Origin of the sequence: Streptomyces sannanensis (genome assembly GCF_039536205.1) — a bacterium.
Taxonomy (GTDB): domain Bacteria; phylum Actinomycetota; class Actinomycetes; order Streptomycetales; family Streptomycetaceae; genus Streptomyces; species Streptomyces sannanensis.
In genome coordinates this window covers 7,135,774-7,160,118 of the sequence record NZ_BAAAYL010000001.1, presented here as the reverse complement: position 1 = coordinate 7,160,118, position 24,345 = coordinate 7,135,774, and the positions used below count along the sequence as shown (strand labels likewise).

18 protein-coding genes and 1 pseudogene are annotated in these 24,345 nt (G+C 69.9%); 8 read left to right on the top strand and 11 right to left on the bottom strand.

The features are described from left to right. Window positions 1-269: 269 nt before the first annotated feature. The 3 genes from ABD858_RS33375 to ABD858_RS33365 form a co-directional block, all read right to left on the bottom strand. On the bottom strand, window positions 270-701 hold the full coding sequence (locus tag ABD858_RS33375; RefSeq protein ID WP_345033865.1) for a protein-tyrosine phosphatase family protein: 432 nt from the start codon (window positions 699-701) through the stop codon (window positions 270-272). A gap of 468 nt (window positions 702-1,169) precedes the next feature. Then, the gene (locus ABD858_RS33370; RefSeq protein ID WP_345033866.1) at window positions 1,170-1,643 is read right to left on the bottom strand and encodes a carboxymuconolactone decarboxylase family protein; all 474 of its coding nucleotides are present in this window, start codon (window positions 1,641-1,643) and stop codon (window positions 1,170-1,172) included. Between the two features lie 307 nt (window positions 1,644-1,950). After that, window positions 1,951-3,156 carry a cytochrome P450 gene (locus tag ABD858_RS33365; RefSeq protein ID WP_345033868.1) on the bottom strand — a complete coding sequence of 402 codons (1,206 nt, stop codon included), beginning with the start codon at window positions 3,154-3,156 and terminating at the stop codon, window positions 1,951-1,953. Window positions 3,157-3,393: 237 nt separating this feature from the next. On the opposite strand from ABD858_RS33365, the gene ABD858_RS33360 reads away from it, so the two are divergent. Then, window positions 3,394-4,149, top strand: a complete 756-nt coding sequence (locus tag ABD858_RS33360; protein WP_345033869.1) for a GNAT family N-acetyltransferase — start codon at window positions 3,394-3,396, stop codon at window positions 4,147-4,149. 52 nt (window positions 4,150-4,201) lie between these two features. On the opposite strand, the gene ABD858_RS33355 is transcribed toward ABD858_RS33360, so the two are convergent. Beyond that, window positions 4,202-5,170, bottom strand: coding sequence for a helix-turn-helix transcriptional regulator (locus ABD858_RS33355; RefSeq protein WP_345033871.1), 969 nt, complete (start codon window positions 5,168-5,170; stop codon window positions 4,202-4,204). A 304-nt stretch (window positions 5,171-5,474) separates the two neighbouring features. On the opposite strand from ABD858_RS33355, the gene ABD858_RS33350 reads away from it, so the two are divergent. Continuing rightward, the gene (locus tag ABD858_RS33350) at window positions 5,475-6,698 is read left to right on the top strand and encodes a neutral zinc metallopeptidase (RefSeq protein WP_345033872.1); all 1,224 of its coding nucleotides are present in this window, start codon (window positions 5,475-5,477) and stop codon (window positions 6,696-6,698) included. A 164-nt stretch (window positions 6,699-6,862) separates the two neighbouring features. Here the strand turns inward: ABD858_RS33350 and ABD858_RS33345 are convergent, their stop codons facing one another. Together ABD858_RS33345 and ABD858_RS33340 are read right to left on the bottom strand one after the other, a co-directional pair. Further along, window positions 6,863-8,629 (bottom strand): serine/threonine protein kinase, encoded by a 1,767-nt coding sequence (locus tag ABD858_RS33345; RefSeq protein ID WP_345033873.1) that lies wholly within the window; start codon window positions 8,627-8,629, stop codon window positions 6,863-6,865. A gap of 131 nt (window positions 8,630-8,760) precedes the next feature. Then, complete coding sequence (locus ABD858_RS33340) at window positions 8,761-9,003, bottom strand: hypothetical protein (RefSeq protein WP_345033874.1); 243 nt, start codon at window positions 9,001-9,003, stop codon at window positions 8,761-8,763. Window positions 9,004-9,282: 279 nt separating this feature from the next. On the opposite strand from ABD858_RS33340, the gene ABD858_RS33335 reads away from it, so the two are divergent. From ABD858_RS33335 to ABD858_RS33315, 5 genes are all read left to right on the top strand, one after another. Then, the gene (locus ABD858_RS33335; protein WP_345033875.1) at window positions 9,283-10,416 is read left to right on the top strand and encodes a leucine-rich repeat domain-containing protein; all 1,134 of its coding nucleotides are present in this window, start codon (window positions 9,283-9,285) and stop codon (window positions 10,414-10,416) included. An 83-nt stretch (window positions 10,417-10,499) separates the two neighbouring features. Beyond that, on the top strand, window positions 10,500-12,209 hold the full coding sequence (locus ABD858_RS33330) for an ankyrin repeat domain-containing protein (protein WP_345033877.1): 1,710 nt from the start codon (window positions 10,500-10,502) through the stop codon (window positions 12,207-12,209). After that, a complete protein-coding gene (locus tag ABD858_RS33325; RefSeq protein ID WP_345033878.1) occupies window positions 12,206-13,411 on the top strand; it encodes a sigma 54-interacting transcriptional regulator in 1,206 nt (401 codons plus the stop codon). Before ABD858_RS33330 ends, ABD858_RS33325 begins: the two co-directional genes overlap by 4 nt. Window positions 13,412-13,422: 11 nt before the next feature. Next, complete coding sequence (locus ABD858_RS33320) at window positions 13,423-14,607, top strand: vWA domain-containing protein (RefSeq protein WP_345033879.1); 1,185 nt, start codon at window positions 13,423-13,425, stop codon at window positions 14,605-14,607. A 230-nt stretch (window positions 14,608-14,837) separates the two neighbouring features. Then, the gene (locus ABD858_RS33315; RefSeq protein ID WP_345033881.1) at window positions 14,838-16,235 is read left to right on the top strand and encodes a TIGR03118 family protein; all 1,398 of its coding nucleotides are present in this window, start codon (window positions 14,838-14,840) and stop codon (window positions 16,233-16,235) included. Window positions 16,236-16,304: 69 nt separating this feature from the next. On the opposite strand, the gene ABD858_RS33310 is transcribed toward ABD858_RS33315, so the two are convergent. After that, window positions 16,305-16,484: a DUF397 domain-containing protein gene (locus ABD858_RS33310; RefSeq protein ID WP_345033882.1), complete on the bottom strand. Its 180-nt coding sequence runs from the start codon at window positions 16,482-16,484 to the stop codon at window positions 16,305-16,307. Continuing rightward, window positions 16,481-17,317, bottom strand: a pseudogene (locus ABD858_RS33305) (helix-turn-helix domain-containing protein). The gene ABD858_RS33310 and the pseudogene ABD858_RS33305 overlap by 4 nt, the downstream one beginning before the upstream one ends. Window positions 17,318-17,739: 422 nt before the next feature. Between ABD858_RS33305 and ABD858_RS33300 the strand changes: the two are divergent. Further along, window positions 17,740-18,384 carry a DUF4232 domain-containing protein gene (locus tag ABD858_RS33300; RefSeq protein WP_345033883.1) on the top strand — a complete coding sequence of 215 codons (645 nt, stop codon included), beginning with the start codon at window positions 17,740-17,742 and terminating at the stop codon, window positions 18,382-18,384. A gap of 179 nt (window positions 18,385-18,563) precedes the next feature. Here the strand turns inward: ABD858_RS33300 and ABD858_RS33295 are convergent, their stop codons facing one another. The 3 genes from ABD858_RS33295 to ABD858_RS33285 all read right to left on the bottom strand — a co-directional run bounded on the left by ABD858_RS33295 (window position 18,564) and on the right by ABD858_RS33285 (window position 24,208). Beyond that, window positions 18,564-20,759, bottom strand: a complete 2,196-nt coding sequence (locus ABD858_RS33295; RefSeq protein WP_345033886.1) for an endonuclease — start codon at window positions 20,757-20,759, stop codon at window positions 18,564-18,566. A gap of 161 nt (window positions 20,760-20,920) precedes the next feature. Further along, window positions 20,921-22,966, bottom strand: a complete 2,046-nt coding sequence (locus tag ABD858_RS33290; RefSeq protein WP_345033888.1) for a trypsin-like serine peptidase — start codon at window positions 22,964-22,966, stop codon at window positions 20,921-20,923. A gap of 129 nt (window positions 22,967-23,095) precedes the next feature. Next, window positions 23,096-24,208 (bottom strand): hypothetical protein, encoded by a 1,113-nt coding sequence (locus ABD858_RS33285; protein WP_345033890.1) that lies wholly within the window; start codon window positions 24,206-24,208, stop codon window positions 23,096-23,098. Between the last annotated feature and the right edge of the window lie 137 nt (window positions 24,209-24,345).

The following is a 24,345-nucleotide window of genomic DNA, read 5'->3' as shown; positions in this document are numbered from 1 at the left end:
CACCAATGTGATCCAATTGCCTGCATTCCTGGATTTCCCGGAGGGGAGCTACAGAGAAGGCGGACGGCCTGATTCTCGATCGAGGAGAGCCAGGCCTCGGCGGACCGGACCTGCGCCGGCGTGGAGCGTCGTCGCGGTGGCGGTGCGGAATGTGCGCGCCCCCAGCGTCCGCCAACCGCCGACGAGATACGACCTCGTGATGGGGCGTCACCCATCACTCTTGTTCAAGCTTCGAATAGTCGTCCTCAAGGGACAGAACAGCTCATGCGTCATGGCTTGAAGCGGGAAACGAAACGGCGCTGCCAGGGTGTCTCCACAGCGCTTGACGCGTAGTGCTCCCGGACGTAGGCGACCGCCTCGCGGTTGGGCACCCCGTCCAGAACCGCGAGGCAGGCCAGCGCCGTACCGGTACGTCCCCGTCCGCCGGCGCAGGCAATCTCGACGCGCTCGGCCTCGGCGCGTGCCCATGCCTCGCGCAGCGCGTTCCCCGTCGCCGTGCGGTCGGACGGCAACCAGAAGTCCGGCCACCGCAGCCAGCGGGCCTCCCAGGCGACGGGAGGCGGCTCGTGGCCCAGCAGATACAGGGCGAAGGTGGGCTGCGGCCCTGCCGGAAGGGGGCGGCTGAGCCCCCGGCCCCGGACGAGCCGGCCCGAAGGCAGTCGCAGCACGCCCGTCGTCGTGTGCTCCCAGGCGGTGATCACCGAGCAAGCCTAGTGCCCCTCCCGGCAAACGTTTGCCCCGTCGCGACGCTCCCCCAGCTACCTCCCCCAGCTACCGCTGGGGGTGCCCCCAGGGTGCCCCCAGGCATGCATGCCCGCTGCGTTGGCCGAAAACCCAAGGAGCGCTGCTACGAGGGTCTTCGGCCGCCGTGCGATCGCACGCACCGGACGCCGCTCCTTGACGGGCAAACGTTGCCGGTCGCGGCACTGGCTTCAATCGTTCATGAGGGCCCGTCAGCCTGCTGACGGGCCCGTTTGCGGCCTGGTTGGTTGGGGGATCCGGGGTCCGGGCAGGCTGGTGGCCCGGTCGCCGCGCCGGGTGGGCGTCGGGTTCCACGGTTCCGGTGTGTGCAGGCTCGTCGGGGCCTCCGGGCCCGGCCGGCGGTTCCCGGGGCCCGGGGCTGCTGCCGGCGCGGGACGGCACCAGCCCTCCGGGCCAGGTACTCCTGGTTATCCGAACTGGCCGGGCTGGTAGTCGCCGGCGGGCTGCTGGATGATGACGTTCATCCGGTTGAAGGCGTTGATGACGGCGATCAGGGACACCAGGGCGGCGAGCTGCTCCTCGTCGTAGTGCTTGGCGGCGTTCGCCCAGGCCTCGTCCGTGACCCCGCCGGCCGCGTCGGCGAGGCGGGTGCCCTGCTCCGCCAGCTCCAGCGCCGCGCGCTCGGCCTCGGTGAAGACCGTGGCCTCGCGCCACGCCGCGACCAGGTTGAGGCGCACCGACGTCTCACCGGCCACGGCGGCCTCCTTGGTGTGCATGTCGAGGCAGAAGCCGCAGCCGTTGATCTGACTCGCGCGGATCTTCACCAGTTCCTGCGTCGCGGGAGGCAGAGTCGAGTCCGCGACCACCTTGCCTGCCGAGACGATGTGCTTCAGGAACTTGCCTGCGGTCGGGTTGCCGAAGACGTTCAAACGGGCATCCATGGTGTGCTCCTCTGCCGTTGTCGGTGGCTGCACACTCATGACGGAACAGCGAGGCGCGATGCGACACGAACGAATGTGACGTGCGTCTCCCCTGCCCCGCGCTGCGGGAGCCACCACCAACGACGAGGTTCAGGACCACTGCCCGGACGCCACCCTCGCGCACCTCGCGTGCTGACCGGGTGGGAGACGGCCGGGCGAAGGCCACCGGTCCAAAACCGGAGGGCTCTGCACGCAGTACGGCTGCATCCGCCAGGTGAAAGCGCGAGGCCGGTGCTCGGACCACCACGGCAGGGCCCTGGGTGTCGCGCTACCAGGCCACCGGCAGCTCGATCGGGAAGCGCCGGATGGTCTCCGTGTCCCAGCGCACCTCCTCCGCCGGCACCGCCAGCCGCAGCGCCGGGAACCGCTCCACCAGCCGCCCGATCGCCACCTCCAGCTCCGCCATCGCCAGCGGCGCGGCGATGCACCGGTGTCCGCCCCAGCCGAAGGTCATGTGCGGCAGGGCCTGGCGATCGGGGTCGATCTCATCTGGGTCCGTGTAGCGCTCAGGATCGCGGTTCGCTGTCAGGTACGACACATGGACGAAGTCGCCGGCCCGGATCCGTACCCCTCCCATCTCGACGTCCTCCAGGGCCACCCGGGGAATGCCGACGCCCTTACGGAAGGGAATGAAGCGGAGGAGCTCGTCCAGCACGGTGGTCAGGGTCTCCGGCCGGCTCCTGAGCTGCTCCATCAGCTCGGGACGGGTCAGGAGCAGGTAGACCATGTTGCTGATCTGGCAGGTCGCCGTGTCATGCCCGCTGAGCATGAGTGTCAGCGCCATGACCGCCAGCTCCTGGTCGTCGAGCACGTCCTCGCCGTCCTTGGCCGCGGCCAGCGCGCTGATCAGATCGTCCTCGGGGACACGTCGCCGCTCGCCGACCATTTCGCCGAAGTACGCCCGCAGCTCCGCCTTGGCGGCTGCCGCGGCCTGCCGGCCGTCCGGGCCGGTGGAGAGCAGCTGGTGCGCGTACTCCTGCATCCGTGACCGGTCCTCGGCAGGGATCCCCAGCAGCTCGCAGATGGTGTGCTGAGGGAACTTCTCCGACAGGTGATACGCCAGATCCGCCGGCGGCCCCTGCTCGGCCATCTCGTCGAGCAGTGTGTCCGCGAGCCTTGTGATCGCCGGCCGCATACGGTCCACATGCCGCTTGGTGAACGCCTGCGAGGCCAGCTGCCGCAGCCTGCTGCTGCGCGGCGGGTCCATCACATTGATCGACTCCGGGGCGACGATCGGCTCCGGCGTCAGCCGTGGATAGTCATGACCCATGATCCCCGCCCGGCTGAACCGGTGATCGGTGGTCACCTGCCGTACCTCGTCGAACCCGGTGACGAGCCAAGCGTCGGCGTCGCCGTACGGCAGCCGGATCCGGGTGATGGAGTCGCGGGCCATCAGCTCCGCCAGCGAGGGGTCGAACTCGAGGGCGTCGCTGAAGTCGAACGGACAGGTGGTTGCATCGCCGGTTTCGGTCATGGGGTACTACTCCAGCTCCAGGACGACGAGCGCTGTTGGCGCGCAGAGGGGGGTGAGCGAGAGAGGCAGTCGACTTCGCCGTTTCTCGCAGATGCCTTGCACACATTGCACCAGCACCGGACGCTCCAGGGCGTCCCGATTGACCCGTCCGAGGCACACCACCCCCGGCCGCCCTCTGCACAACCACCCGCGCCGGTGCTCATTTTCCGTTGCCTGTCCTGGGCGGAGGAGCACAGCATGTCAGCCGTGACTCGACACGATGAACAGCGCCAGACTCTCGCCGGCCCCGATGGGGTGCCGGTCCTGACCTACATCCGGGGCATCCGCGACGGCCATCCCTGGGCCGACCTGGCGGAGGTGGTGGGACCGGATCCGGTGCCGTCCATCCTCGACGGCATGTCGGGATGGGCGGTCTCGGGGTCCGCACATCTGGGCGAACAACTGATCCAGCACGGTGCGCGCATCATGCGGCACGCCCACAGCATGCAGCGTGACCTGGTCTCGGACCCACCTCCGCCCGACTGGTCGTCCTTGAGCCTGCCGGACGGACTTCGCGTGGTTCCCTGCGACCGTGGAGCCCGTGAGCTGTTCCCGGCGTGGCGTGCCGCTTTCTCACCCGAACACCCTGATCACTACCGGGGCAGCGACGCACAGGCGCTCGATGCGGAACTGACCCCGCTCTTGGCAGGTGACGTACTCGGACCGGTCATGTCATGCAGCAGACTGGCGGTCGACGAAGCGGACCGCGTGGTCGCCGGGGTGATCGTCACGAACCGCGACGGCCTTCCCTGGATCGCGACGGTCTTCCGCCGGCCGGGCCCCCGTCATTCCGGTCTCGGGTCCAGGCTTCTGCGTCGGGTGCTCGCCGATGCCGCGTCCCACGGCCTGACGGAGATCGCGCTCGTGGTGAGCGATGCGAATCCGGCCCGCGGCCTGTACGAGAAGCTCGGTTTCCGGCTCACGAGCACCTCTCTCACGGTCGTCGTCCCCTGAGTGGTTCAGAGGTCCGACGTTCAGCGCTGCTGCCGCTCGACGTGGCCCGCCCTCAGAGCCAACCGCGTCGGCTGGCCTGGACGCCGAGCTGGAAGCGGGTCTGCGCGCCCAGGACTTCCTGGAGGCGGGCGATACGGCGAGCCACCGTCCGTTCGCTGACGCCGAGTTCGCGGGCGATGGACTCGTCGGTGAGTCCGCTGCTGAGGTAGGTGAGGAGCTGCCGGGCGTCGTCGGTGGGCGCGGCGCCGACGTCGTCCATCGACTCGTCGCCGGCGGGGAGCGGAACAGCCATCTGCCAGTACGCCTCGAACACGCCGATGAGGCCGTCGAGCAGGGCGGATCGCTGGACGGCGATGTGGTGGCGCCGCTGGGGATCGCGCGCGGGTGCGGCGACGACGGCGAAGCGGTCGTCACAGATCATCAGGTTCAGTGCGACGTTGGGGAAGACGCGGGCGCGTTCACCGAGGTTGACGCAGGTCTGGATGGCCTCCCGGCCTATCGGGTCACGCAGTATCCGGGCGCCGTAGACCACTGAGTACGCAACGCCACGTGCGAGCGCCTCCAGACAGCCCGGGGCCACCTTCGGGGGCGCGGCGAGACGGCCGGAGGGTCCGATGGACAGAGCGCGAACCTGGTGCACCGCCTCGTCCTGGACGCGCCGGGCAAGCGCTTCACGGGCCTCCTCCATCCGGACGATCTCGATGTATCCGGGGCCTTCGGCGTGGTGGTCGCGCCAGAACTGGGAGAGTTCGTCGGCGCTGTCCCGCAAGGCACCGAGTTCCTTGGCGCGGATCTCCGCGAGGGCGTCGAGCGCGGCGCGCGGGGGGCGGGCGACGAGCCGTTCGCCGTCCGGTTCCACCAGTCCCATGCCGGACAGTTCGTCGGCCGCCGCATCGACGGCGTCCGGAGCCACCCGCAGGATGCTCGCCAGCGCGGCCGACTTCGTCGGGCCGCGCTGAACGAGCGCGAGGTAGATGTCCTCAGCGGTCGCGGTGAGGCCGATGGCCCGAAGTGGATGCATATTCGAATCATTGCACGCATATGCGATTCACTCCATGTCAAGGTCGTGTCCACATAGCGACTACCGCCGGGTAGGGCGATGACCGGGGTGACGTTTCGTCAGGTGAGAGACGGTCACATCATGCGTTCGCAAGGATGAGTGACGTCTGTCAGTTTCCCGCCATGCCGGATTCAGACAGCACCAACGGCTTCTCCAGAAAGCGCTTTCTTTGCAGACTCTTGGCCCACGGCATAGCCAACCGCCTCACCCGTCCCACAAGGACGGTCGGCGCGTCGGCTCCAGCAGACGACCAAGGAGTTTCCCCGTGAAGAAGACCCTCGCCTGGGCCGTCACCCTCGTGACCGCGGCCACCTGCACCCTTGGCGCCGCCCTGCCGGCTGCGGCCGCGAACGACACGACGGCGGCCGCAGCCACTGCCGCGTCCAACGGATCCACGATCGACACCTCTTCACTCAGTCCGAAGGCGAAGGCCCTCGTCGACGAGATCCTCGCCAAGCTGCCGACCGACTGGCAGGAGCGCCTCCAGGCAGCCAACGCCAAGTACGGCATAGGCGACGCCCAGTGGACGGAGATCCGCAACAGCATCATCAACCCGGGCGACTACCAGTGCCAGCGCACGGAGCTGACGACCTACGCGAACTCTCTGCTCGAGGGCGCCGACCCCTTCGCGATCTTCATGCTCTCCTGGTTCGGCGCCTTCGACCTCCCCACCTACGATGCGCTGCTGTTCGGCAGCGAGTCCAAGTCCAACACTTACGGTGTCAATGGCGAATACACCAACCAGCTGACGTCGGAAGCCAAGGACCTCAAGAAGTTCTGGGACATCTACTCCGACGACATCCAGCTGATGCCGATGCACGGTGCCGACGTCTTCTCCTCCCCCGAGCGCGCCGCCCGCACCCTGGCCGTGCTCTACGGCGAGACGCCCGAGAGCATGCTCGACCTGGCCGAACTGTTCATCGAACTGATCGACTCCGAGCCCGTACTGAAGGGCGGCGCCAACCCGATCTTCACCTTCAACGCGTTCGCCTTCTCCGAGAAGGGCGACCCGCAGCCGCTGGGAATCTCCGACCGCATCGTCATGGGTGACGGCATCCTGGAGGCCATGAAGGCCATCGGCCTGGGCGACACCGCCCCGCGCGCCATCCTCGGCCACGAGTTCGGCCACCACGTGCAGTACGAGAACAACCTCTTCGACAACACCACGCTGACCGGGCCGGAGGCCACCCGCCGTACCGAGCTGATGGCGGACGCGTTCGGCACCTACTTCCTTACGCACTCGCGCGGCGAAGCCCTCAACACCAAGCGGGTGCTGGACTCCGCCCAGTCCTTCTACCAGGTCGGCGACTGCAGCTTCCGCAGCAACGGACACCACGGCACGCCCAACCAGCGGCTCGCGGCGTCCACGTGGGGAGCGAGCGTCGCCAACGACGCCCCCAACCAGGGTCACATCCTGCCCTCGATGAAGCTCGACGAGCTGTTCGAGGCGAAGCTCCCCGACCTCGTGAAGCCGGACGCGAGGAACTGAGGACGTCACCCCGGGTACACGGCCGGGTCGGGGCGTGACGGCCGACAGGTCTGACGCCGACCGCCCCACGGCCGCGTACCCGGGCCGCGCCCGCGAAGGGCGACCGGCCCGCCGGCACACCGGCGGGCCGCAGCATGTCGAGCGAACACCCAGGTGTTCAGAGGTCAGGTGCGCCAGACGAGCCACGCATCGCTGCCGCACGACAGCTGCAGAGCCTGTTCCAGGTTGCCGCCGCCGTCGCGGACCGCTACGCACTTGCCGCTGTTCCTGCTGATCAACTGCCAGGCGCGATAGGTGGTGTCGTAGCGGAACGTCCAGTACTGGTCGGGGAAGAGGCCGTCCTCGTCACCGCACAGGTACTGGGTGACGACCACCCCTTCCTCCTTGCGGGCGGCATCGACGGACAGGCAGAGGCCGCTGTTGCCGTTGCGGATCGAGTACACGGTGCCCGAGCTGCCCCTCCCCTCCTCGGTGAGCTGCCAGAACTGCTCCGGACCGCCCCCGCATTCGGCCTGGACGATGCCTTCGGCCGCCTTCGTGCTGCCGTCGGGCACGGACAGGCACATCCGGCTGGCCGCGTTGGTGAGCCGAAACCAGCCGGTGGGCAGCGCGGGCGGCTTCGGGGCGACCGTACGGCGTGCCGGGCTGCCGGTCGGCGGAGCCGGGGGCCGCGGTTTCGGCCGGGCGGCCGGGGAGCGGCTCGGCGTGGGGTCCGCGCTCGGGGGGGTGCTCGGAGTCTGCGACGGGGTGGGGGTGCCCGAGCGGCCGGCTCCGCCCTGCGCACCGGGTGTGGCCGGGCTCCGGGTACTGCCGGGCGTTAGCCCCTTCGCACCGACGTCGCCCGTACCGCCGCCGAGCGGTAAGAACTGCCAGGCGGCAACGGCGATCGCGCTCACCGCCCCGACCGCCGCGGCGCTCGCGAGCCACCTGCGGCGCCGGAGCCGGGGTGCCCGCGGATGAGGAGCCACCGGGGCATACGGTTCCCCCGAGAAGCCGCCCGGGTTCGGGGTGGCCTGGGGGCGGGCCGCAGCCCGGCGGACCCCGACGGTCTCCGGCTCCCGGTTGTGCGGCTGCCCCCGCCCCGCTGCCCTGTGAGTCCCGGCCGCGGCATGGGCCAGGATCGCCCGTAACCGCTGCTCGACCTCACGTGCGTGCCCCGGCCGGCCGGCGGGATCCTTGGCAAGCAGCTCCCCCACCAGCTCGTCGAGCGCGGCCGGCAGGCCCGGGCGCAGCGAACTCGGCACCGGAGGCGCGGCCGCGGTGTGCTGGACGCAGAACTCCTGCCACTCCTCGCCCCGGAACGGCAGCCGCCCGGTGCACAGTTCCAGCAGCATGCAGCCCAGTGCGTAGAGATCGGCCCGCCCGTCGACGTCCTTGTTCGTCCAGCGTTCCGGCGCCATGTAGGGCAACGAGCCGATGATGGTGTTCTCGCTGGTCAGCCGGGTCACCCCGGTCTGCTCGCGGGCGATGCCGAAGTCCAGCACCTTGACCGCGCCCGAACGGTTGATCATCACGTTCGCGGGTTTGATGTCCCGATGGACCACGCCCGCGTCGTGCGCGGCGGCCAGCGCTCCGCAGATCTGCGCGGCCCACTCCAGGGCGGAGTCGAGCGGCGGGAGCTCCCGCGCAAGGATCGCGGACAGTGGCTCACCGTCGATGAGTTCCATGACCAGGTAGAGCGTGCGCTCCCCGTCGCGGTCCGTCTCTCCGAAGTCGTACACGGTCGCTATGTGCGGATGCGGGAGATTGCCGTTGAGCTTGGCCTCGCGTGCCATGCGCAGGCCCTCCCGGGCCGACCGGGGCACGCCGATCTTGACGGCCACCGCGCGCTGCACCTGCGGGTCGTGCGCCTTCCAGACCACGCCGAAGCCGCCGGCGCCCAGCCGCTCGTCCAGCCGATAGCGGCCGTTCAGCACCTCACCCGATCGCATACGCTCCCCCAGCGGTTGACCGACGGTCAGCATAGACAGCGCGGGCGGAGATCCGAAGGCATGTCCGGATCTCCGCCCACTCACTGCCTGTTCCGCCGGTCACGCGCGGCCCGGTCTCCTCGTACCGACGGTTACGCGTCCTTCGCCGGCAGACCCGTGATGCTCCACCGGCCGACCTCGCGGTAGCCGGAGTCGTAGACGGCGCAGCCGTCGCCGGGGTCCAGGGCGCAGTGATGGAGATTTCCGGCCCAGTACCGCAGGATCCGGCCCAGCTCGTCGGCGGCCTTCCCGTCGAACGCCGACCCTCCGGTCCTCGGCGAGCCTGTATGCCAATTCCGAGCACCTCGGACTGGTCGAGTCAGGGACACCCCCATCGAACTCAACCCCGGGGCCGGATCCTCTGGCGCCTCGAACAGAGTACTGAACCCACTATCGAACACAGAGACGAAAGTCGCTATGATCTCTCGCGGCAAGGCTGTAGCGCAGAGGTCGTCGCGCCCAAGCATCAAGCTGGAGGACGTCGGTTCAAATCCGACCAGCCTTGCCGCTCTTGTCGTGGAGGAAAGTCGATTGGCGTCGGTTCGTCCTGGGCGGGCGGAGGGCGATGCCACCCTCGGCGAGCCGGGCACCGGCGATGGACCGGTGGAGTGGTGATGACGCAGCCGACACCCGTGCGCTGCCCCGCGATCGAGCACCCGGACATTCCGATCAGCGATCCCGTCGAACTGGACTCGTTGCTGGCCCGACTGCGGTCGGGGCTTCCGGTCGAGGCCGACGAGACCTTCCCGCTCGGCACCGTACGCGTGGACGGACGGATCGACCTGTGCAAGCAGGGACTCGGAGCGGCCGGCGCCGCCCGCCTGATGCCCGTCGCCACCTCCTCACCACACGCCGTGCATGTCCTGCTCGGCACCAACGCCATCGGAAACGACGGCGCCCGCACGGTCGCCGGCGCACTCACCGACGGCCACGGCCTGCACACGCTCTACCTCGGCTGCAACCGCATCGGCTCCGAGGGCGTCACCGCGCTCGCCGACGCTCTGTCGACGGACGACACCGTCCGCGCCCTGTGGCTCAAGCGCAATCCGGTGGGCGACGACGGCGCCCTCGCACTCGCCTCGATGCTCCGCCACAACACCGCGCTGCGCACGCTCGACCTGGTCAACACCGGCCTCACCACCGACGGACTGCGTGCCCTGCTCGACGCCCTCACCGGGCGGCCCCGCCCGGTGGAACGCCTCTTCCTCGGTGGCAACGGCCTGACCGCCGACGCCGCCCCGCTGCTGGCGGCCCTGATCCGCGAAGCGGGTGTACGCGAGCTGTACCTCCCCGCGAACCACCTCGGCGACGATGGCGCCGCCGTCCTGGCCGCCGCGGCCGACCCCGCGCGGCCGGTGCGCCTCGGGCTGGGCGGCAACGGCATCAGCCCCGCCGGTGCGCAGGCCCTCGCCGGCGCCCTGGCCGGGATCGAGGCACTCGACCTGGGCCGGCCGCCGTCGGAACGGAGCCTCGGCGCCCCCGCCAACGCCACCGGTGACGAAGGCGCCCACGCGCTGGCCGCCGCGCTGCCGGGCAGCCCGCTGCGCCGGCTGGAGCTGTGCCACACCGGCCTCACCGGGCGGGGCGCGAAGTCCCTGCTGGCGGCGGTGCCCGAGAACACGCCCCTGGAGTACGTCGGTCTGGGGCCCGGCCTGCCCCGCAAGGTGAAGCGGTCCTTCGCCCAGCGCCTGCGGCCCGTGGGCAGGGCCCATCCCGACCTGCGCGCGATAGGAAGTGTCTACCGTTGAGCCCCCGCACCGAACTCCGTTGCTTCCCACCGGACGAGGCGGCGAGCCGACGACGGATCCGCCGGTACGCGGTGCCCCGGTGGATGATCGAGCGCGCGACCGAACACCGCCTGGCCGGTGACTGGCGGGGTGCCTGCGCGGCGGCGCATATGGACGTCACCTTCGACCTGTCCGAGGTCGCCGAACACTGCGGGGACGACGTCGCCGCGGCCCTGGAGGACGACCTCCGTCACCTTGCCCCGGACCTGCTGCGCTGGCATCTGCCTCGGGTACTGGGCGGGCGTACCACACTCGCCACCGACAGGACGGTCGTCCTCGCGCGCTACCGGCCCAAGGGAACGGACGAGCGCCGCCGCACCACTCCGTACCTGCACATCACCACTCCCCCGATGATCGACGGACCTCAGCGGCTCGCCCTGCGGTTCGAGACGGTCAAGGACGAACAGTTCGCCGGCGTCTTCGGGCGTACCACGGAGGACTGGCGGTACGCGCGGCACCTGTGGGACGCACGGCACACCGCCGAACTGCGTGAACGGTGCGGCGGCAGCACGGACCGGCCGCCGTTCTTCCACGCCGGCGCCGCCCCGCGCCCTGCGGACGGACTCCCCACGGCCGACCCCGGCGCCGGCGACCCGGCGGCACGGGCCGAGTGGGTCACGCTGCTGCATCAGACAGGCGAGACCGAGGCCGCCTTCGCCGCCGCCGGCATCGAGGTGGACCCGACGCCTCCGACGGCCTGGCGGTACCAGTCGCATCCGGAACTCATCCTGGGCCGGCTCGCGCTGAACCTCACCCGCCTGGAGCCGGAGGTCCGCCGGCTGGCGGCCGAGGGCGTCGCCGACCGCTTCCTCATCCCGTGCGGCCGGCGGACGTACGTGCTGCTGGAGCAGGCGGGCACCGGCCCCCGCGGCGGACTGCGGGCGAGGATCGTCGACCGGGAGGACGTCAAGGGCGAGGCCGTGCTCGCCGAGGCCGTGTGGCGCAGGCTCCCCGACCTCGACCTGATGCGCGTCGGCGGAGTCGCGGCGGAGCACCTGCATCCGCTCGTCCGTGAGGCGCTGTTCCCCCGCCTCCAGGTCGCCGACGGCCAGGCCGGCCCGCCCGGCCCGGCGGCCCCCGCGCCCGTCCGGGTCAGGTGCCGCGGCGAATGGCACGAGGTGGGTTTCCGCCCCGGCGGCCTGCTCCGTATGCCGCACAGCGACGAGGAGCAGCAGCGCGAACGCGCCCTGCGCGCCTTCGGCGGCGCCGTCGCCGGGTGCTTCGCGCTGGAGCAGACGTGGACGTCGGGCGACGGCCGTCTGCCGAAGGCACTGGGCACCCAGCGGCAGGAGCTGTTCCTGCGCGCCCAGCACGGCGACACTCCCGGCGTGCTGGAACTCCTCGACGCGGGCGTGGACCCCCGGGTACGGGACGCCTACGGACGCACCCTGCTCCATACGCTCCATCTTCTCGACCACGAGCCGCTCCTGCCGCGGCTGCTGGCGGAGGGACTGGACCTCGAAGCCCGGGACCGCCGGGACCGCACGCCGCTGTTCGTGGCGGTCAACGACCTCGGTTCGAGGGCTCTCGTGGAGGCGCTCGTCGCCGCCGGGGCGCGGCTCGACGTGGTCGACCAGTCGGAGCTGTCGCTGGCCCAGGTCGCCCGCCGGTACAAGCGCACCGACCTGGCCCTCCTCCGGGAACGCGTCCAGGAGGAACATCCGGGCGTCGGCGCCGAGTGGTGGGACGAATACATGGACGAGCAGGAGGAGTACTACGCGGACGAGCCCGACGACGAGGAAGTGCCCTTGTGACCACCGACCGCACCACGCCCACCGCGCCGGGCCCGCTGGCCGCCGCGGACGACCTCAACCGCAGGCTGTGCGCACGGCGGACCGAGCCCTCCGCACATCCTCAACTGGAGGCGCTCGCACTTGCCGTGACGGCAAATCAGCCCGTCCTGCTGTGGGGTGAGCCGGGCATCGGCAAGTCGGCCGGACTGGAACAGCTCGCCGACGGACTCGGCCTGCCGCTGGAGACGGTCATCGCCAGCGTGCACGAGCCGTCCGACTTCGCAGGCCTGCCCATCGTCGGTGACGACCCGGCTGTGACCGGCGTGCCGATGGCCCCGCCGGACTGGGCGGTCCGGCTCTCCCGGGCCGGCCAGGGCCTGCTCTTCTTCGATGAACTGTCCTCCGCACCGCCGGCCGTGCAGGCGGCGCTGCTGCGTGTCGTACTCGAACGCCGGGTCGGCAGCCTCGTCCTGCCCGAGGCGGTGCGTATCGTCGCCGCCGCCAACCCACCGTCGAGCGCCGCGGACGGCTGGCATCTCAGCCCGCCACTCGCCAACCGCTTCGTCCACCTCCACTGGACCCACGACCCCCGCACGGTGGCACGCGGCATGGCCGGCACCTGGCCCGAGGTGACCGTGCCCGTGGTCGACGCCGCCAAGGTGCCCGGTGCGGTCGCGCGGGCCCGAGGAGCGATCTCCGGCTTCCTCACGGCCCGGCCCGGTCTGGTGCACCACATACCCGGCGACGCGGAGAGCCGGGGCCGGTCATGGCCGTCCCCGCGTACCTGGGAGATGGCGCTCAGGCTGCTCGCGACCGGATACGCGACCGGCGCCGGGCGCGAGGCGCTGGCCGCCGCGCTCACCGGCGCCGTCGGGGACGGCGCGGGCATCGAACTGCTGTCGTACCTCGAACACCTCGATCTCCCCGACCCCGACCGCGTGCTCGCCGATCCGGACGCCTTCGCCCTGCCCGAACGCGGCGACCGGCAGCTCGCGTTCCTCATCGCGGTGGTCGCCGCGATCCAGAGCGACCTCACCCGGCTGCGCTGGGAGGCCGGCTGGACGGTGCTGGCCAAGGCCGTGGACGCGGGCGTCCCGGACGTGGCCGCCCGGGCCGCGACCGACCTCGCGGCGATGCGGCACCTCGACTGGCCCGTACCGCCCGGTATCGACGGATTCCTGGGCCTGCTGCAGATGTCCGGGGCCCTGCCCGGCAGCCGGTGAGGCATGCCGGGATGACGGAATCCGGCGGCGCCCTGGACATGACCAAGCTGCTCGCCGCCCGCTACCGGGCGGCGAGCGACCGGCCCTATCTCGCGTCCGCGCTGTACGCCCTGACCGTCGTGCCACGCCCCGAGGTGCCGACGATGGGCGTGGACCGGCACTGGCGCTGCTATGTGTCGCCTGCCTTCGTCGACGCGACGCCCGTGCCCGAACTCGCGGGCGTCTGGGTGCACGAGGTGGCGCACCTGCTGCGTGACCACCACGGTCGCGCCGACCGGCTCCCCGCCGCCGACCAGCGCGACCGGCACCGCGTCAATGTCGCCCAGGACTGCGAGATCAACGACGACCTCCTCTCCGACGGCCTGCGCCTGCCCGAGGGACGGATGGAACCCCGGCTGTTCGGTCTGCCCGAGGGTCAGCTGTTCGAGGCGTATCTCGGCCAACTGCCGCCGCATGTGCAGGGGCCGGACTGCGGGTCGGGCGCCCACGGCCGGCCGGTGCCCTGGGAGCTTCAGGGGTCCGCCGGCCCCGCCCGGCTCGGCGAGGTCGAGGCGCAGGCACTGAGGCGGCACACCGCCGAGGCCATGCGCGCCCACCAACGCAGCCGCGGCACCCTGCCCGCGGGCTGGCAGCGCTGGGTCGAGGAGATCCTGGAACCCACGGTGGACTGGCGGCAGGCGCTCTCCGGCGCGGTCCGGGAAGCCGCCGCGTGGGCCGGCGGGGCCGTCGACTACACCTACCGCCGACCGTCGCGCCGCACCCCGGCGCTGCGGGGTGTCGTCCTGCCGAGCCTGCGCCGCCCGCTGCCCCGGGTGGCCGTTGTCATCGACACCTCCGGCTCAATGGGCGACGCCGAACTCGCCGCCGCCCTCGCGGAGGTAACCGGCGTCCTGCGCGAGGTCGGTGTACGAGGCAATCGCGTCACCGTGCTCGCATGCGACGCCGGCGTGCACGCCGTGTCCCGGGTGACGGCCACCGAGCAGATCACCCTCGGCGGCGGTGGTGGCACGGACATGCGCGTCGGCATCGACTCCGCGCTCGCGGCCCGGGACCGCCCGAACATCGTCATCGTCCTCACCGACGGATTCACCCCCTGGCCCGACGAGGTCCCGTCCTGCCGCCTCATCGCGGCCCTGATCAGCGCGGGTGCACCGGAGCCCCCGAACTGGGTGGAGACGGTACGCATCCCCGCCTGACGCGGGACACCAGGCCCACCGCCCGGCGCCTCGCGCGCCCGTCCGGCGTAGTACTCCGCTTGGTCCGGCCGGGCTTCGTCACTGGCAGGACTGCCGCCGTACGCGGCCAGTTGGGGCGTGATCCGGTCATTGCCCGGCGGAGTCATCCCCTCCGTCGAGTGGCGTCCACGGCGTGCGTGACATGCGATGACCTCTGGGGGTTCGTCGAGTGCAGACAGAGGAGCATCTTCATGACACAGCAGGCATCGGTCCGCCGGCCTCGGTCGTTCACCAGACAGCTGATGACAACCGCGGTGGCCCTGGGCGCCGCCGGGGCCATGGTGGCCGCGTCGCCGTCCGGGCCGACCAAGGAGGACCACGGCTTCCAGGAGCGGGACCTGGTGTCCGACCTCCCGGGCCGAGCCGAGAAAACGGACCCCCACCTGGTCAACCCCTGGGGCCTCGTGACCAAGCGCACGGGAGAGATCCTGGTCTCGGACAACGGAAGCGACCTGGCCACCTCATATGACGGAGCCAGGCCCGGGAAGCCGGTCAACATCCTTTCCGAGGTGGTGTCGATCCCTCCGGGCGGCGCACCGACTGGCGTCATACGCAACGACACGGACGAGTTCAAGTTCAGCGGCTTCGGTAATACCGGCCCGGCCCGGTTCATTTTCGCCGGGGAGGACGGCGACATCTTCGCGTTCAACCCGGAGGTGTCCGCGACGGAGGCTTTCCGGGTTCACGAGAACAGTGACGGCGAGGACGCCGTCTTCAAGGGCCTCACGCTGGTGAGCGGCAAGAAGAAGGAGAAGAAGGAGGGCGACGCCAAGGTCCAGGGCAACGCCACCGTCCAGGGCAACACCCCCGTCCAGGGCAACACCCCCGTCCAGGGCAACACCACGGTCCAAGCCAACCCCACCGTCAAGGCCAACCCCACGGTCCAAGCCAACCCCACCGTCCAAGCCAACCCCACCGTCCAAGCCAACCCCACCGTCAAGGGCAACACCACCGTCCAAGCCAACCCCACCGTCCAGGGCAACACCACGGTCCAGGCCGGGAACGGTGACGAGAAGAAGGCGAAGCCCAAGCTGCTCGTCGCGAACTTCCGTGATGCGCGGATCGATGTCTTCGACACCAATTTCGATCTCGTCCCGTCCGACGGCAAGTTCGAGGACCCTGGCATTCTCGATGGCTTCGCGCCGTTCGACGTCAAGCTGATCGGTTCGCGGGTCTTCGTGACCTACGCCATGCAGGACGCGGACAAGCATGACGACGTCGCCGGTCCGGGCAACGGCTTCATCAATGTCTTCGACACCGAGGGGAAGCTGCTGCAGCGCTTCGCCAGCCAGGGTGTACTCAACTCTCCCTGGGGTCTCGAGGTCGCGCCCAAGGGCTTCGGCAAGTTCGCCAACGACCTGCTCGTCGGCAACTTCGGCGACGGCCACATCAACGTCTTCGACCTGCACTCCGGGAAATTCAAGGGAACCCTGAGCGACCCCAATGGGGTACCGATCGAGATCCCGGGGCTGTGGGGGCTGCAGCGCGGCACCGAACGGTCCGGTGGTAAGGAATCGGTCTGGTTCGCCGCGGGAATCAACGGCGAGCAGAACGGGCTGCTGGGCACGTTGCGCGCCGCAAAGTCCTGATGCCCTGCTGAGGCACGACGGACAGACAGGCCAGGGCCGCACCCCGCACGACGGGGTGCGGCCTCTCACTCAGCGGACCGATCCGACGAACGCCGCCCAGCCCTCGCGTCCGATGGTGAGGCACGGGCGCGTCACGTCCTTGGAGTCCCGCACACGGACGCTCTGCGCTGTCATGGCGACCTCTACGCAGCTGTCGCCCTGCGCGCTGCTGTAACTGCTCTTGAACCAGTCGAGATCGGTAGTGCTCATAGCGCCCCTCGCATCTGCTCCAGCAGGCCCACGGAGTCCTTCGGAGAGAGAGCCTGCGAGCGCAGTCTCGCATAACGCATCTGGAGCTTGCTGACCTCCTTGGGATCGGAGATCAAGCGGCCGTTCTCCTGCCCCTCGGAGTATGCGAGCCAACGTCCGTTGGAGGTCTCCAAGAGCTGAAGGGGGCCTGCGAGACATGCATGCTGCTCGCTATTCGCAGGCATGATCTGAATCGTCGTGTTCCGCAGCGCGCCGATCTCGAGGATGTACTCAAGCAGCGATCGGGTGATGTCTCGTCCGCCGAGCCGGCGCATGAGGACGACCTCCTCGATGACGAAGTCGAACGTGGTGTTGGGCCGTTCGTACAGCAGGCGCTGACGCTCCATGCGTGCGGCAACCGTGGCCTCGAAGGCTTCGTCGGTCAGCGGGGGAATGTCGTTGTCACACAGTGCACGTACATACGCCTCTGTCTGCAACAACCCCGGCACCAGCCTGCACTCATACGTGCACAGGCTCACGGCCACCCTCTCCAGCCGCGCCCATTGCCGGAACCACGCCGCGATCCCCGGCTGGCGCGACAGGTGCTTGGCCGCGCGCCGCAGGGCACCGGTTTCGCCGAGCGCGGCCTCCGCCCGCTCCACGAAGTCCTTGTCGGGCATACGGCGGCCCAACTCGACCGACTCCACGGTGTGCTTGGAGAACCGCACCATCGTCCCGAAGTCAACCCGGCTCAGCCCGGCGTGTTCGCGCAGGGCCTAGACGACGGCGCCGAAGGTGCGCAGACTGTCCGAGGCGTCGGGTTCGCGTTCCCACTCCTCCGCTGCATGGGTCATACGCGGCCACCTCCACGTGCGTTGGATCTTCCCGCGCTCAACTCACCCAGAGTGACGGCACCCTCGGCGTACTGTCCACACACGTGCCCGTACGCTGACTCACCGTACGGCGCTTCGCTGCTGGTGACCGGTCCTTCTCGCCCGTCACCGTGGAGACCATGAACTCGTCGGCCCATCAACTCACGATTACCGCAGGCGTGTTCACGCTGCGGTCGACTCCACCCGTTGCAGCGCCCGCCCGGCAGCTCTGGCGATGCCTCGCCCGACGGCTCGACTACCGGACGGCCATGCTGTCCGCCGTTACACACGGGGGGGCGACCCGAACGACTTGTGCGCGCGCGTGCGGTCGAGGAGCAGGCTGTCGTCCTGGCCTACTCCCTGCCTGGAAGGTGGAGTTGCTCGGCGCGTGTGATGATCGCGGCATGACCGTCATACCTGTGAGACGCATCGTGATCCTGACGACGGTGGCCGCCCTGACCTCCGGGTGCGGGCTCTCCGCCGAACTCGAGCGCGAGGCGGATCCGGCACGGACCGGAGCGCGGACTCAGCCCCAACCGTCGGGCACCGGTCCGTCGGCAGGTGCGCGGACGCTTCCGCCGGGTGATGTCGCGCCGACCGCTTCCGTGGACGCGCAGGGCTGCCCGGACACGGGTGTGCTGGTGTCGACCGGTGTGGTGAACGCCGCCATGGGACTGCGCGCCATGCCGGTGACGCTCACCAACTGCGGTGAGCGGGACTACCTGTTGAACGGCTACCCGGATGTACGGGTACGGGATGTGGACCGCAAGCGGATGGACGTCACGGTACTCAAGGGGCCGGGACCGATCACACAGCTCGACGACCCCGGACCGCACCTCGTGACGCTGAAGCCCGGGGAGTCCGCGCGCAGCGTGTTCGTATGGCGCTACTCGGCCGTCGACGCGGCGACACGGCGTGGGAGTGGCGTGTATGTGGAGATAGCCCCGGCGGTCGGGGGCGGCCGGCAGACCGTGCGGCCGGAGGGCGGCCTCGACATCGGCGACACAGGACTGCTCGGCACGACGGCGTGGCAGAAAGTCGTTGACTGAGCGTCTCGGACAAGTGCAAGCAGGACCGTAGTTCGCCGTAGCTCGCACGTCGACGCCCCGTCACCCGGGTCCCTCCGCAAAAGGGAGGGACGGACTCCGCTCCATTGCGGGCGCGATGTTGCCCCTCGGGCCGGCTGTGCCGGCCCGAGGGGGAGATGCCCGTCCGAGGAGACGACGGCTCAGGGCCAGACGCCTGAGAAGTCGATCGTGCGGGCCCACTCAGGGTGGTCTATCAGGGGGTTGCGGTTGCCCTGCATCTCCGCAATGGCGGCGTTGCGGTGCTGCTCGTACTCGCTCACCGGCTCGTTGTCATGCCAGGTCAGGAGGTCGGGAAGCCGGTTCTTGGGAAACTCCCCCGGTGCGTCACCGACGAGCCCCGGGTAGCGCAGCAGGAAGTACAGGGTGGCCCTGGCGACCGTGCCCTTTCCCTCCTCGGGTTCGAATCCCACGTCCTCGCGCATTCCGCAGTCGTCCCGGACCACTTCCTCGAAGCCGGGGAAGTCGAAGTAGGGGAAGTTGCCGCGGAAGCTGTTGCACCCCACCTCGCATGCGAACAGGTGGTGCAGGTCACCCCGCATGGGCTCCTGCTTGGCGAACCACGACTGCGGGACGACGTGTTCGCAGTTGAAGGACATCGACGCCTCCAGAGCGTCGAACTCCGCTTCGAACTCGGCCGGGCCCATCGTGCTCTCGTGCAGGAGGAGTTCCTGCATACGGGCCAGACGGGCCTCCTCCACCGCTGCGTCGGCGCGTATGAACTCCTCGGCAGAGAACGGCTTGCCGGAGTAGATGCTGCGCAGCTTGCCGTCCTTGTGCAGGTCCACCCACGGGTAGACCAGCAGCATCGGCTTGTACTTGGGCCGGGGCGAGTGGGTCTCCTCCAGCAATGCGGTGAGCGCCCGGCGCAGTTCCTTCCCGTCGCCGGTGCTGATTCCCGCGTAGTAGGCGTCTCGTGCGGCGAGGTCGGCTGCACGGTCGTAGTAGGGCCGGACCTCCGCGAGCCGGAGGCTGACCAGGGCCGCATCCAGGTCTCTCGCGGCAGCGGCGCTTCCGTCCACCCGTCCGACCGCGGGAAGCATGGGTGCGGGCGTCGGTGCCGGCGTGTACGCGGGCTGCGGGGCGGTGACCGTACCTGCCCGGAACACGGGCGTGTCGACACCGACGGTGATCCGCAGTGGGACGCTGAGCTGTACGGTCCCGCCGGTCACGTACGCTCCGGACCCGTCAGGTCCCGCCCCGTCCGCCGCCCCGTCGAGTGACGGCGCGGGCGCCGGGGGCGTCGGCCCCTCCACCGGGAGCGGGGCGGCTCGGGCGGTGAACACCTCGTCCCGCAGCCGGGCGGCTGTGCCGGTCAGCGTGACCTCGTGCAGCGCCTGCAGCATACGGCTGATCCGCACCCCTTCGTTGGCCTTCCACGCCAGCCGGTGCTCGCCCATCTCCGGAGTCCAGACCGTCCCGTCGATGCTCAGGGGCCGGCCGTCGGCGTCGGTCTTCGGGACGGCCGAATGATGCAGCGCGACGACCTCCCACTGGTCGTTGAAGACAGCGGAGCCCGACGACCCCAACTCGGTGTCGGACTCGTACTGCAGGAACTGATCCAGCACATCGACGATCTGGTTCTCGCGCAGCGCGACCTGCTTGGGCTCGCCCCTGGGGTGCTGGATGATGTTGACCAACTCCCCCAGAATGACCTTGCCTTGTGCTCCGCTCAGCGCCAGCCAACCGAACGACGAGAGCGCCTCACCCTGCGCTCCGCGTTCGGCCACGGCGACCACGCTGAAGTCCAGGTCACGATGGGTGACGAAGAACCTCTGCGGCTCCAGCTGGAAAACCGCCGGCACGAGCGGGCGCCCGTCGATACCCGCCTGGAGTCCGAACGCGACGACGCTGCGACCCGCTTCCTCCTTGCTGCGCAGCACATGGTTGTTGGTGAGCAGAAGGGACGGGGAGATCATGAAGCCGGTGCCGTGACCGCCCCCGGGCCCGCTGATGGTGACCCGGCCGACCGAGCGGGCGACCAGGCTGCCTTCCTCCAGGAATGCCACCGGGGTGAGATTGTTGCGGCCGATGAGGCGTTCCAGGCCCAGAACATTGCTGCCGAAGCTCTCCGGTGGGAGTGGCAGGGTGCTCCCTGCCGTCGCCATGGGTTCCGATGGCGTCTTCTCGATCGCCATCGCCAGTGACCAGTCGACGCCGAGTCGCGCCAGCCGCTTCTCGACCCGCTCCGGTTCGTCGGCGTACAGCACGCCGCGCGTCCTGAGCACGGCTCGGTTCTTCTCCCGCTGCGCGGTCCGGTTCGCGTAGCGTTCTGCCGCCATCGCCATCTGTGACAGGTAGTCCGTTTCCGTCGCGGAAACGATCTCTGCCGTTGTCATGCGGTCCGCCTCCTCGCCTGCAAGGAAGGTGCGCGCGCAGGGGGATCGGTCTTTCCGCCCCTCTTTCATTGTGTGCACAGGCGGCCCGCATTTTCTTCTCCAGCTTTCCCCTCCGGCCTGTGGTTCCCGATTCAAATCTCAGGAGGTCAACAGAGGTTTCGTCATGCCGGGATGATCGTGTGCCCGATCGTGGAAGCCACCTCCGGGTGGCCGAGGTACTCCTCGATGCTGTGTGCCCGGTCGCGCGCGTTGGCGACGGCCAGATCGGTCAGTTCGCCCTTCCAGCTGTCCCCCAGCGGGCATCCGATGGCAACGGCGTCGGTCGGGCACCATGCGTTCAGCCAGTGGGCCACTCGTTCCGGGCGCTTGGGGCCACCGACGAGCAGGTGGCTGTAGACCGCGTCCAGCCCCAGGGGGCTGCCGGCGGTGACGAGCAGGGTGAGGTCCAGTTCCGGGGAGAGTCGGGTGATGAGGTCCATACCGACGACCGTGCCGAGGCTGTGGGTCACGAAGACGACCTCGCCGGAGGCGGGCATCGTTTCCAGCACGCAGTCCAGGACCGCATCCCGGACGCCCGGGTCGTCGAGGTACGCGGCAACGTCCCGGAGGATCGTGGCGATGACCCACTCGTCCAGGTCGGTCTTGGCCGCCAGCCAGCTCAGCTCCCGCTGCAGGGCCCCGACCACGGAGCCCCCGAACCGCTCGGGGGCCAGCCGGCCCTCCTGAGGCATTCCCGAACGGCCCGCCGCCTCCGCAATCAGTCGTTCGTACGTCTCTCTGGACGGGCCTGCGGGTGCACATGCCTCCGCCACCGGCGCGGCCGCCAGCTCCTCGAAGGAACGGGGAACGGCTTCATGCTGCCGGACGACCTCCGTGAGCCTGTCGCCGTAGTACGGGAACCAGGTGTCCGCCGGATCGATCGGAGTGATCCCGGCGCGGGTGAGCCCCTGGTTCAGCCCTGCGGTCCAGTCCCGGCGGAGCTGCTCGGGGTCCTTGCCCTGCTGGCTCCTGCCGTGCAGGAAGACCAGGTGCCGATTGCCGCCGAAGGCCGTTCTCCGGGCTCTGAGGCCGACGTGTGCGGCGGCCGCTTCGCGAGTGGGCCGTGGCACGGCGACGGCGGGCGGAACGACGGCTGCGGGCTGCAGAGGAGGTTGCGGTGCGGCTGCCGCCTCCTGGAGGCCGGAGTCCATGCCCATCTCGCCCAACAGGGCGCGTCGCGTGGGATCGAGCGGCACAGTGGCGAGGTGCTTGAGGATGGAACTGACGCGTACGCCTTCGTTCGACACCCAGTCGATGGCGTCGTCACCGTCGCCGGGCTGCCAGACCTGCCCGTCCTTGCGCAGGGTGCGGCCCTGGGCGTCCTTCTTCGGCACACCGCTGTGGTGCAGGGCCACCACTTCCCACTGGTCGTTGTAGACCGGCGAGCCCGAGTTCCCGGGCTCGGTGTCGGTCTTGTAGTGCAGGAAGTCGTCGAGCCGGACCTGGAGCGCGTTGTCGCGGACGGCGATCTCCTTGAGGCGGCCCATCGGGTGACCGATGACGTTCACCGGCTCACCGATGACCAGCTTGCCCTGCTGGACGCTGAGCCTGTTCCACCCGAACACCTCCCCCGGCGCTTGGCTGTCGCTGACGGGGCGGACCAGCACCAGTGCGAAATCGAGTGCCTCGTCAGCCAGGAAGAAGGCGCCGGGATCGAACTCGAGCCGGACGGGCGCAGCGGGGGTGTTGTCGATGGTCACCTGGGCGTCGAACTCGACGAAGCACTGCTGCACGGTCGCCGGGTCGGACAGTACATGGTGGTTGGTCATCAGCAGGCGTGGCGACACCAGGAAGCCGGTGCCGAGGGGCAGCTCGCGTCCGTTCTCCCGGACCGAGATCCGGGCGACGGTGCGCGCCACCCGTGCGCCGCGCGGCAGGAAGCTCCAGGCCTGCAGCTCCTTGGAGAGGCCGAGGATGCGTTCGTACGCGGCTGGCGCGTCCAGCGGCTCCTCGCGGATGCTCTCGACCACCGCCGCGGCGGGCACCCCCTGCCGGTCGAGCAGCCGTGTGGCGCGGACTGCGAGGGCCTCCGGGGAATCCGGGAACTTCACCCCGGCGTCCTGCCGGCGCTCGATCGATTGCCGCTCGGCGCTGGTCCGGGCATAGCGCTCGGCCGCGGCCTCGGCGTGCTTCAGCTGTTCCGCGCGTGCGTTGTCCGTCACTGCCATGGGACACCCACCAGTCCTGTGCTCGTACGACCCGCTTCCAGCAGGCACACGGTCAGCGATGCGGCGCAACAGGAGAGATGCGTTCGGGGTACGGGGAGAGGCCGACATGCGGTCGCCCGGCCGTCGGTCTCAGGTCTGTTCCTGTGTGTCGCGGTCGCGCACCGGCGGGATGTTGTTCGGGCCGCCCACGGCGTTCAGGACGGCCTGACCCTGGTCGTCGACGAGCCGGGTGAAAATCTGCTGGGCGTAGCCGAAGACAATGGCCCAAGCGATGATCTGCGCCGACGAGTCGAGGGCCGACAGTCCGGGCACGAACTCCCCGCGCATCAACAGCAGTCCCAGCACCGCGGTCAGTGCGCCGGTCGGCAGCTTCAGCAGTGCCAGCGCCACCGGCACGTTGTACGGGGTCGAGGTGCCCTTGATCCGGCGCAGCGTGGCGGCCGCAGCGACGGAGGCCGCCACGAGCCCGACGAGCTCAACGACGAGGTAGTCCCACGAGGAGCCGGCCTGGGCGTAGCCCTCGGTGGCGGTCTTGGGGACCAGTTCGCTCCGGGTGGGACAGACGATGTCGAAGGAGTCGAGCTCGGGGCGGGGCTGCCGGAAGCACAGTGGTACCAGCTGCGGGAACAGGCTTCCCAGCACCGCGACCGCCACCGCCATGACCATGAGGCCGAGCGTCACGAAGAGGACGACACGGACGAAGCTGAGAACGCGGAGGTGCTCGCGCTGCAGGGCCTGGCGGGCGACGCCCGCCGCGTCGATGAGCGCCTCGCGCTCCTCGTAGCTGAGCGGCTTCGCCTCCGCCTTCGGCTTCAGAGCGTTCTTCGCGATCTGCTCGACCCGGACCCTCCGGGGGTCGGTCTCGGCGAGATGTTCCCGGACCAGGGCCAGCAGGTTGGGGATCCTCGCCGTCACGTCGTCGAGCGGGGCGAGCCGCAGCAGGAGGTTCAGCGCCGCGTCGAGATGGGTCTGCGCCGCGGCAAGATGTGCCGAGGCCAGGCGTCGGGGACAGTCACAGTGGTTGAGCGCCTCTTCGGCGATGCAGAGTTCGACGGCCGCGCTCTTGTAGAGCGTCGGCGCGGCCGCCCGCACGGTGGGGTCGGCGTCCTGCTCCGCACGTTGCTTCTTGGTCTCCAGCAGCGCTCGTAGTTCACCGATGCGCGAGCGAATCCCCTCGCGGAGCTCCCACTGCCGCTTCTCGCACTTCTGCAGGCTCCGATGCTTCGGTTGATGATCGGACATATCGCCGACCCTCTCCGCTTCCGCGGCGTGGCGCCGTCGCCGGCCGCACCCCGGTGGCCTCATCACCTTCTCGATGCTTGCAGCCGGAACATATCGGCGCAAAAGATACCCATTTCCCTGAACTGATGCTACGAGCA

What these genes read in the sequence shown, in the direction of transcription:
- ABD858_RS33370 (WP_345033866.1), bottom strand. Translation starts at nt 1,643, where the DNA reads ATGGATGCCCGTTTGAACGTCTTCGGCAACCCGACCGCAGGCAAGTTC.
- ABD858_RS33365 (WP_345033868.1), bottom strand. Translation starts at nt 3,156, where the DNA reads ATGACCGAAACCGGCGATGCAACCACCTGTCCGTTCGACTTCAGCGAC.
- ABD858_RS33360 (WP_345033869.1), top strand. Translation starts at nt 3,394, where the DNA reads ATGTCAGCCGTGACTCGACACGATGAACAGCGCCAGACTCTCGCCGGC.
- ABD858_RS33355 (WP_345033871.1), bottom strand. Translation starts at nt 5,170, where the DNA reads ATGCATCCACTTCGGGCCATCGGCCTCACCGCGACCGCTGAGGACATC.
- ABD858_RS33345 (WP_345033873.1), bottom strand. Translation starts at nt 8,629, where the DNA reads ATGCGATCGGGTGAGGTGCTGAACGGCCGCTATCGGCTGGACGAGCGG.
- ABD858_RS33340 (WP_345033874.1), bottom strand. Translation starts at nt 9,003, where the DNA reads ATGGGGGTGTCCCTGACTCGACCAGTCCGAGGTGCTCGGAATTGGCAT.
- ABD858_RS33335 (WP_345033875.1), top strand. Translation starts at nt 9,283, where the DNA reads ATGACGCAGCCGACACCCGTGCGCTGCCCCGCGATCGAGCACCCGGAC.
- ABD858_RS33330 (WP_345033877.1), top strand. Translation starts at nt 10,500, where the DNA reads ATGATCGAGCGCGCGACCGAACACCGCCTGGCCGGTGACTGGCGGGGT.
- ABD858_RS33320 (WP_345033879.1), top strand. Translation starts at nt 13,423, where the DNA reads ATGACGGAATCCGGCGGCGCCCTGGACATGACCAAGCTGCTCGCCGCC.
- ABD858_RS33315 (WP_345033881.1), top strand. Translation starts at nt 14,838, where the DNA reads ATGACACAGCAGGCATCGGTCCGCCGGCCTCGGTCGTTCACCAGACAG.
- ABD858_RS33310 (WP_345033882.1), bottom strand. Translation starts at nt 16,484, where the DNA reads ATGAGCACTACCGATCTCGACTGGTTCAAGAGCAGTTACAGCAGCGCG.
- ABD858_RS33300 (WP_345033883.1), top strand. Translation starts at nt 17,740, where the DNA reads ATGACCGTCATACCTGTGAGACGCATCGTGATCCTGACGACGGTGGCC.
- ABD858_RS33295 (WP_345033886.1), bottom strand. Translation starts at nt 20,759, where the DNA reads ATGACAACGGCAGAGATCGTTTCCGCGACGGAAACGGACTACCTGTCA.
- ABD858_RS33290 (WP_345033888.1), bottom strand. Translation starts at nt 22,966, where the DNA reads ATGGCAGTGACGGACAACGCACGCGCGGAACAGCTGAAGCACGCCGAG.
- ABD858_RS33285 (WP_345033890.1), bottom strand. Translation starts at nt 24,208, where the DNA reads ATGTCCGATCATCAACCGAAGCATCGGAGCCTGCAGAAGTGCGAGAAG.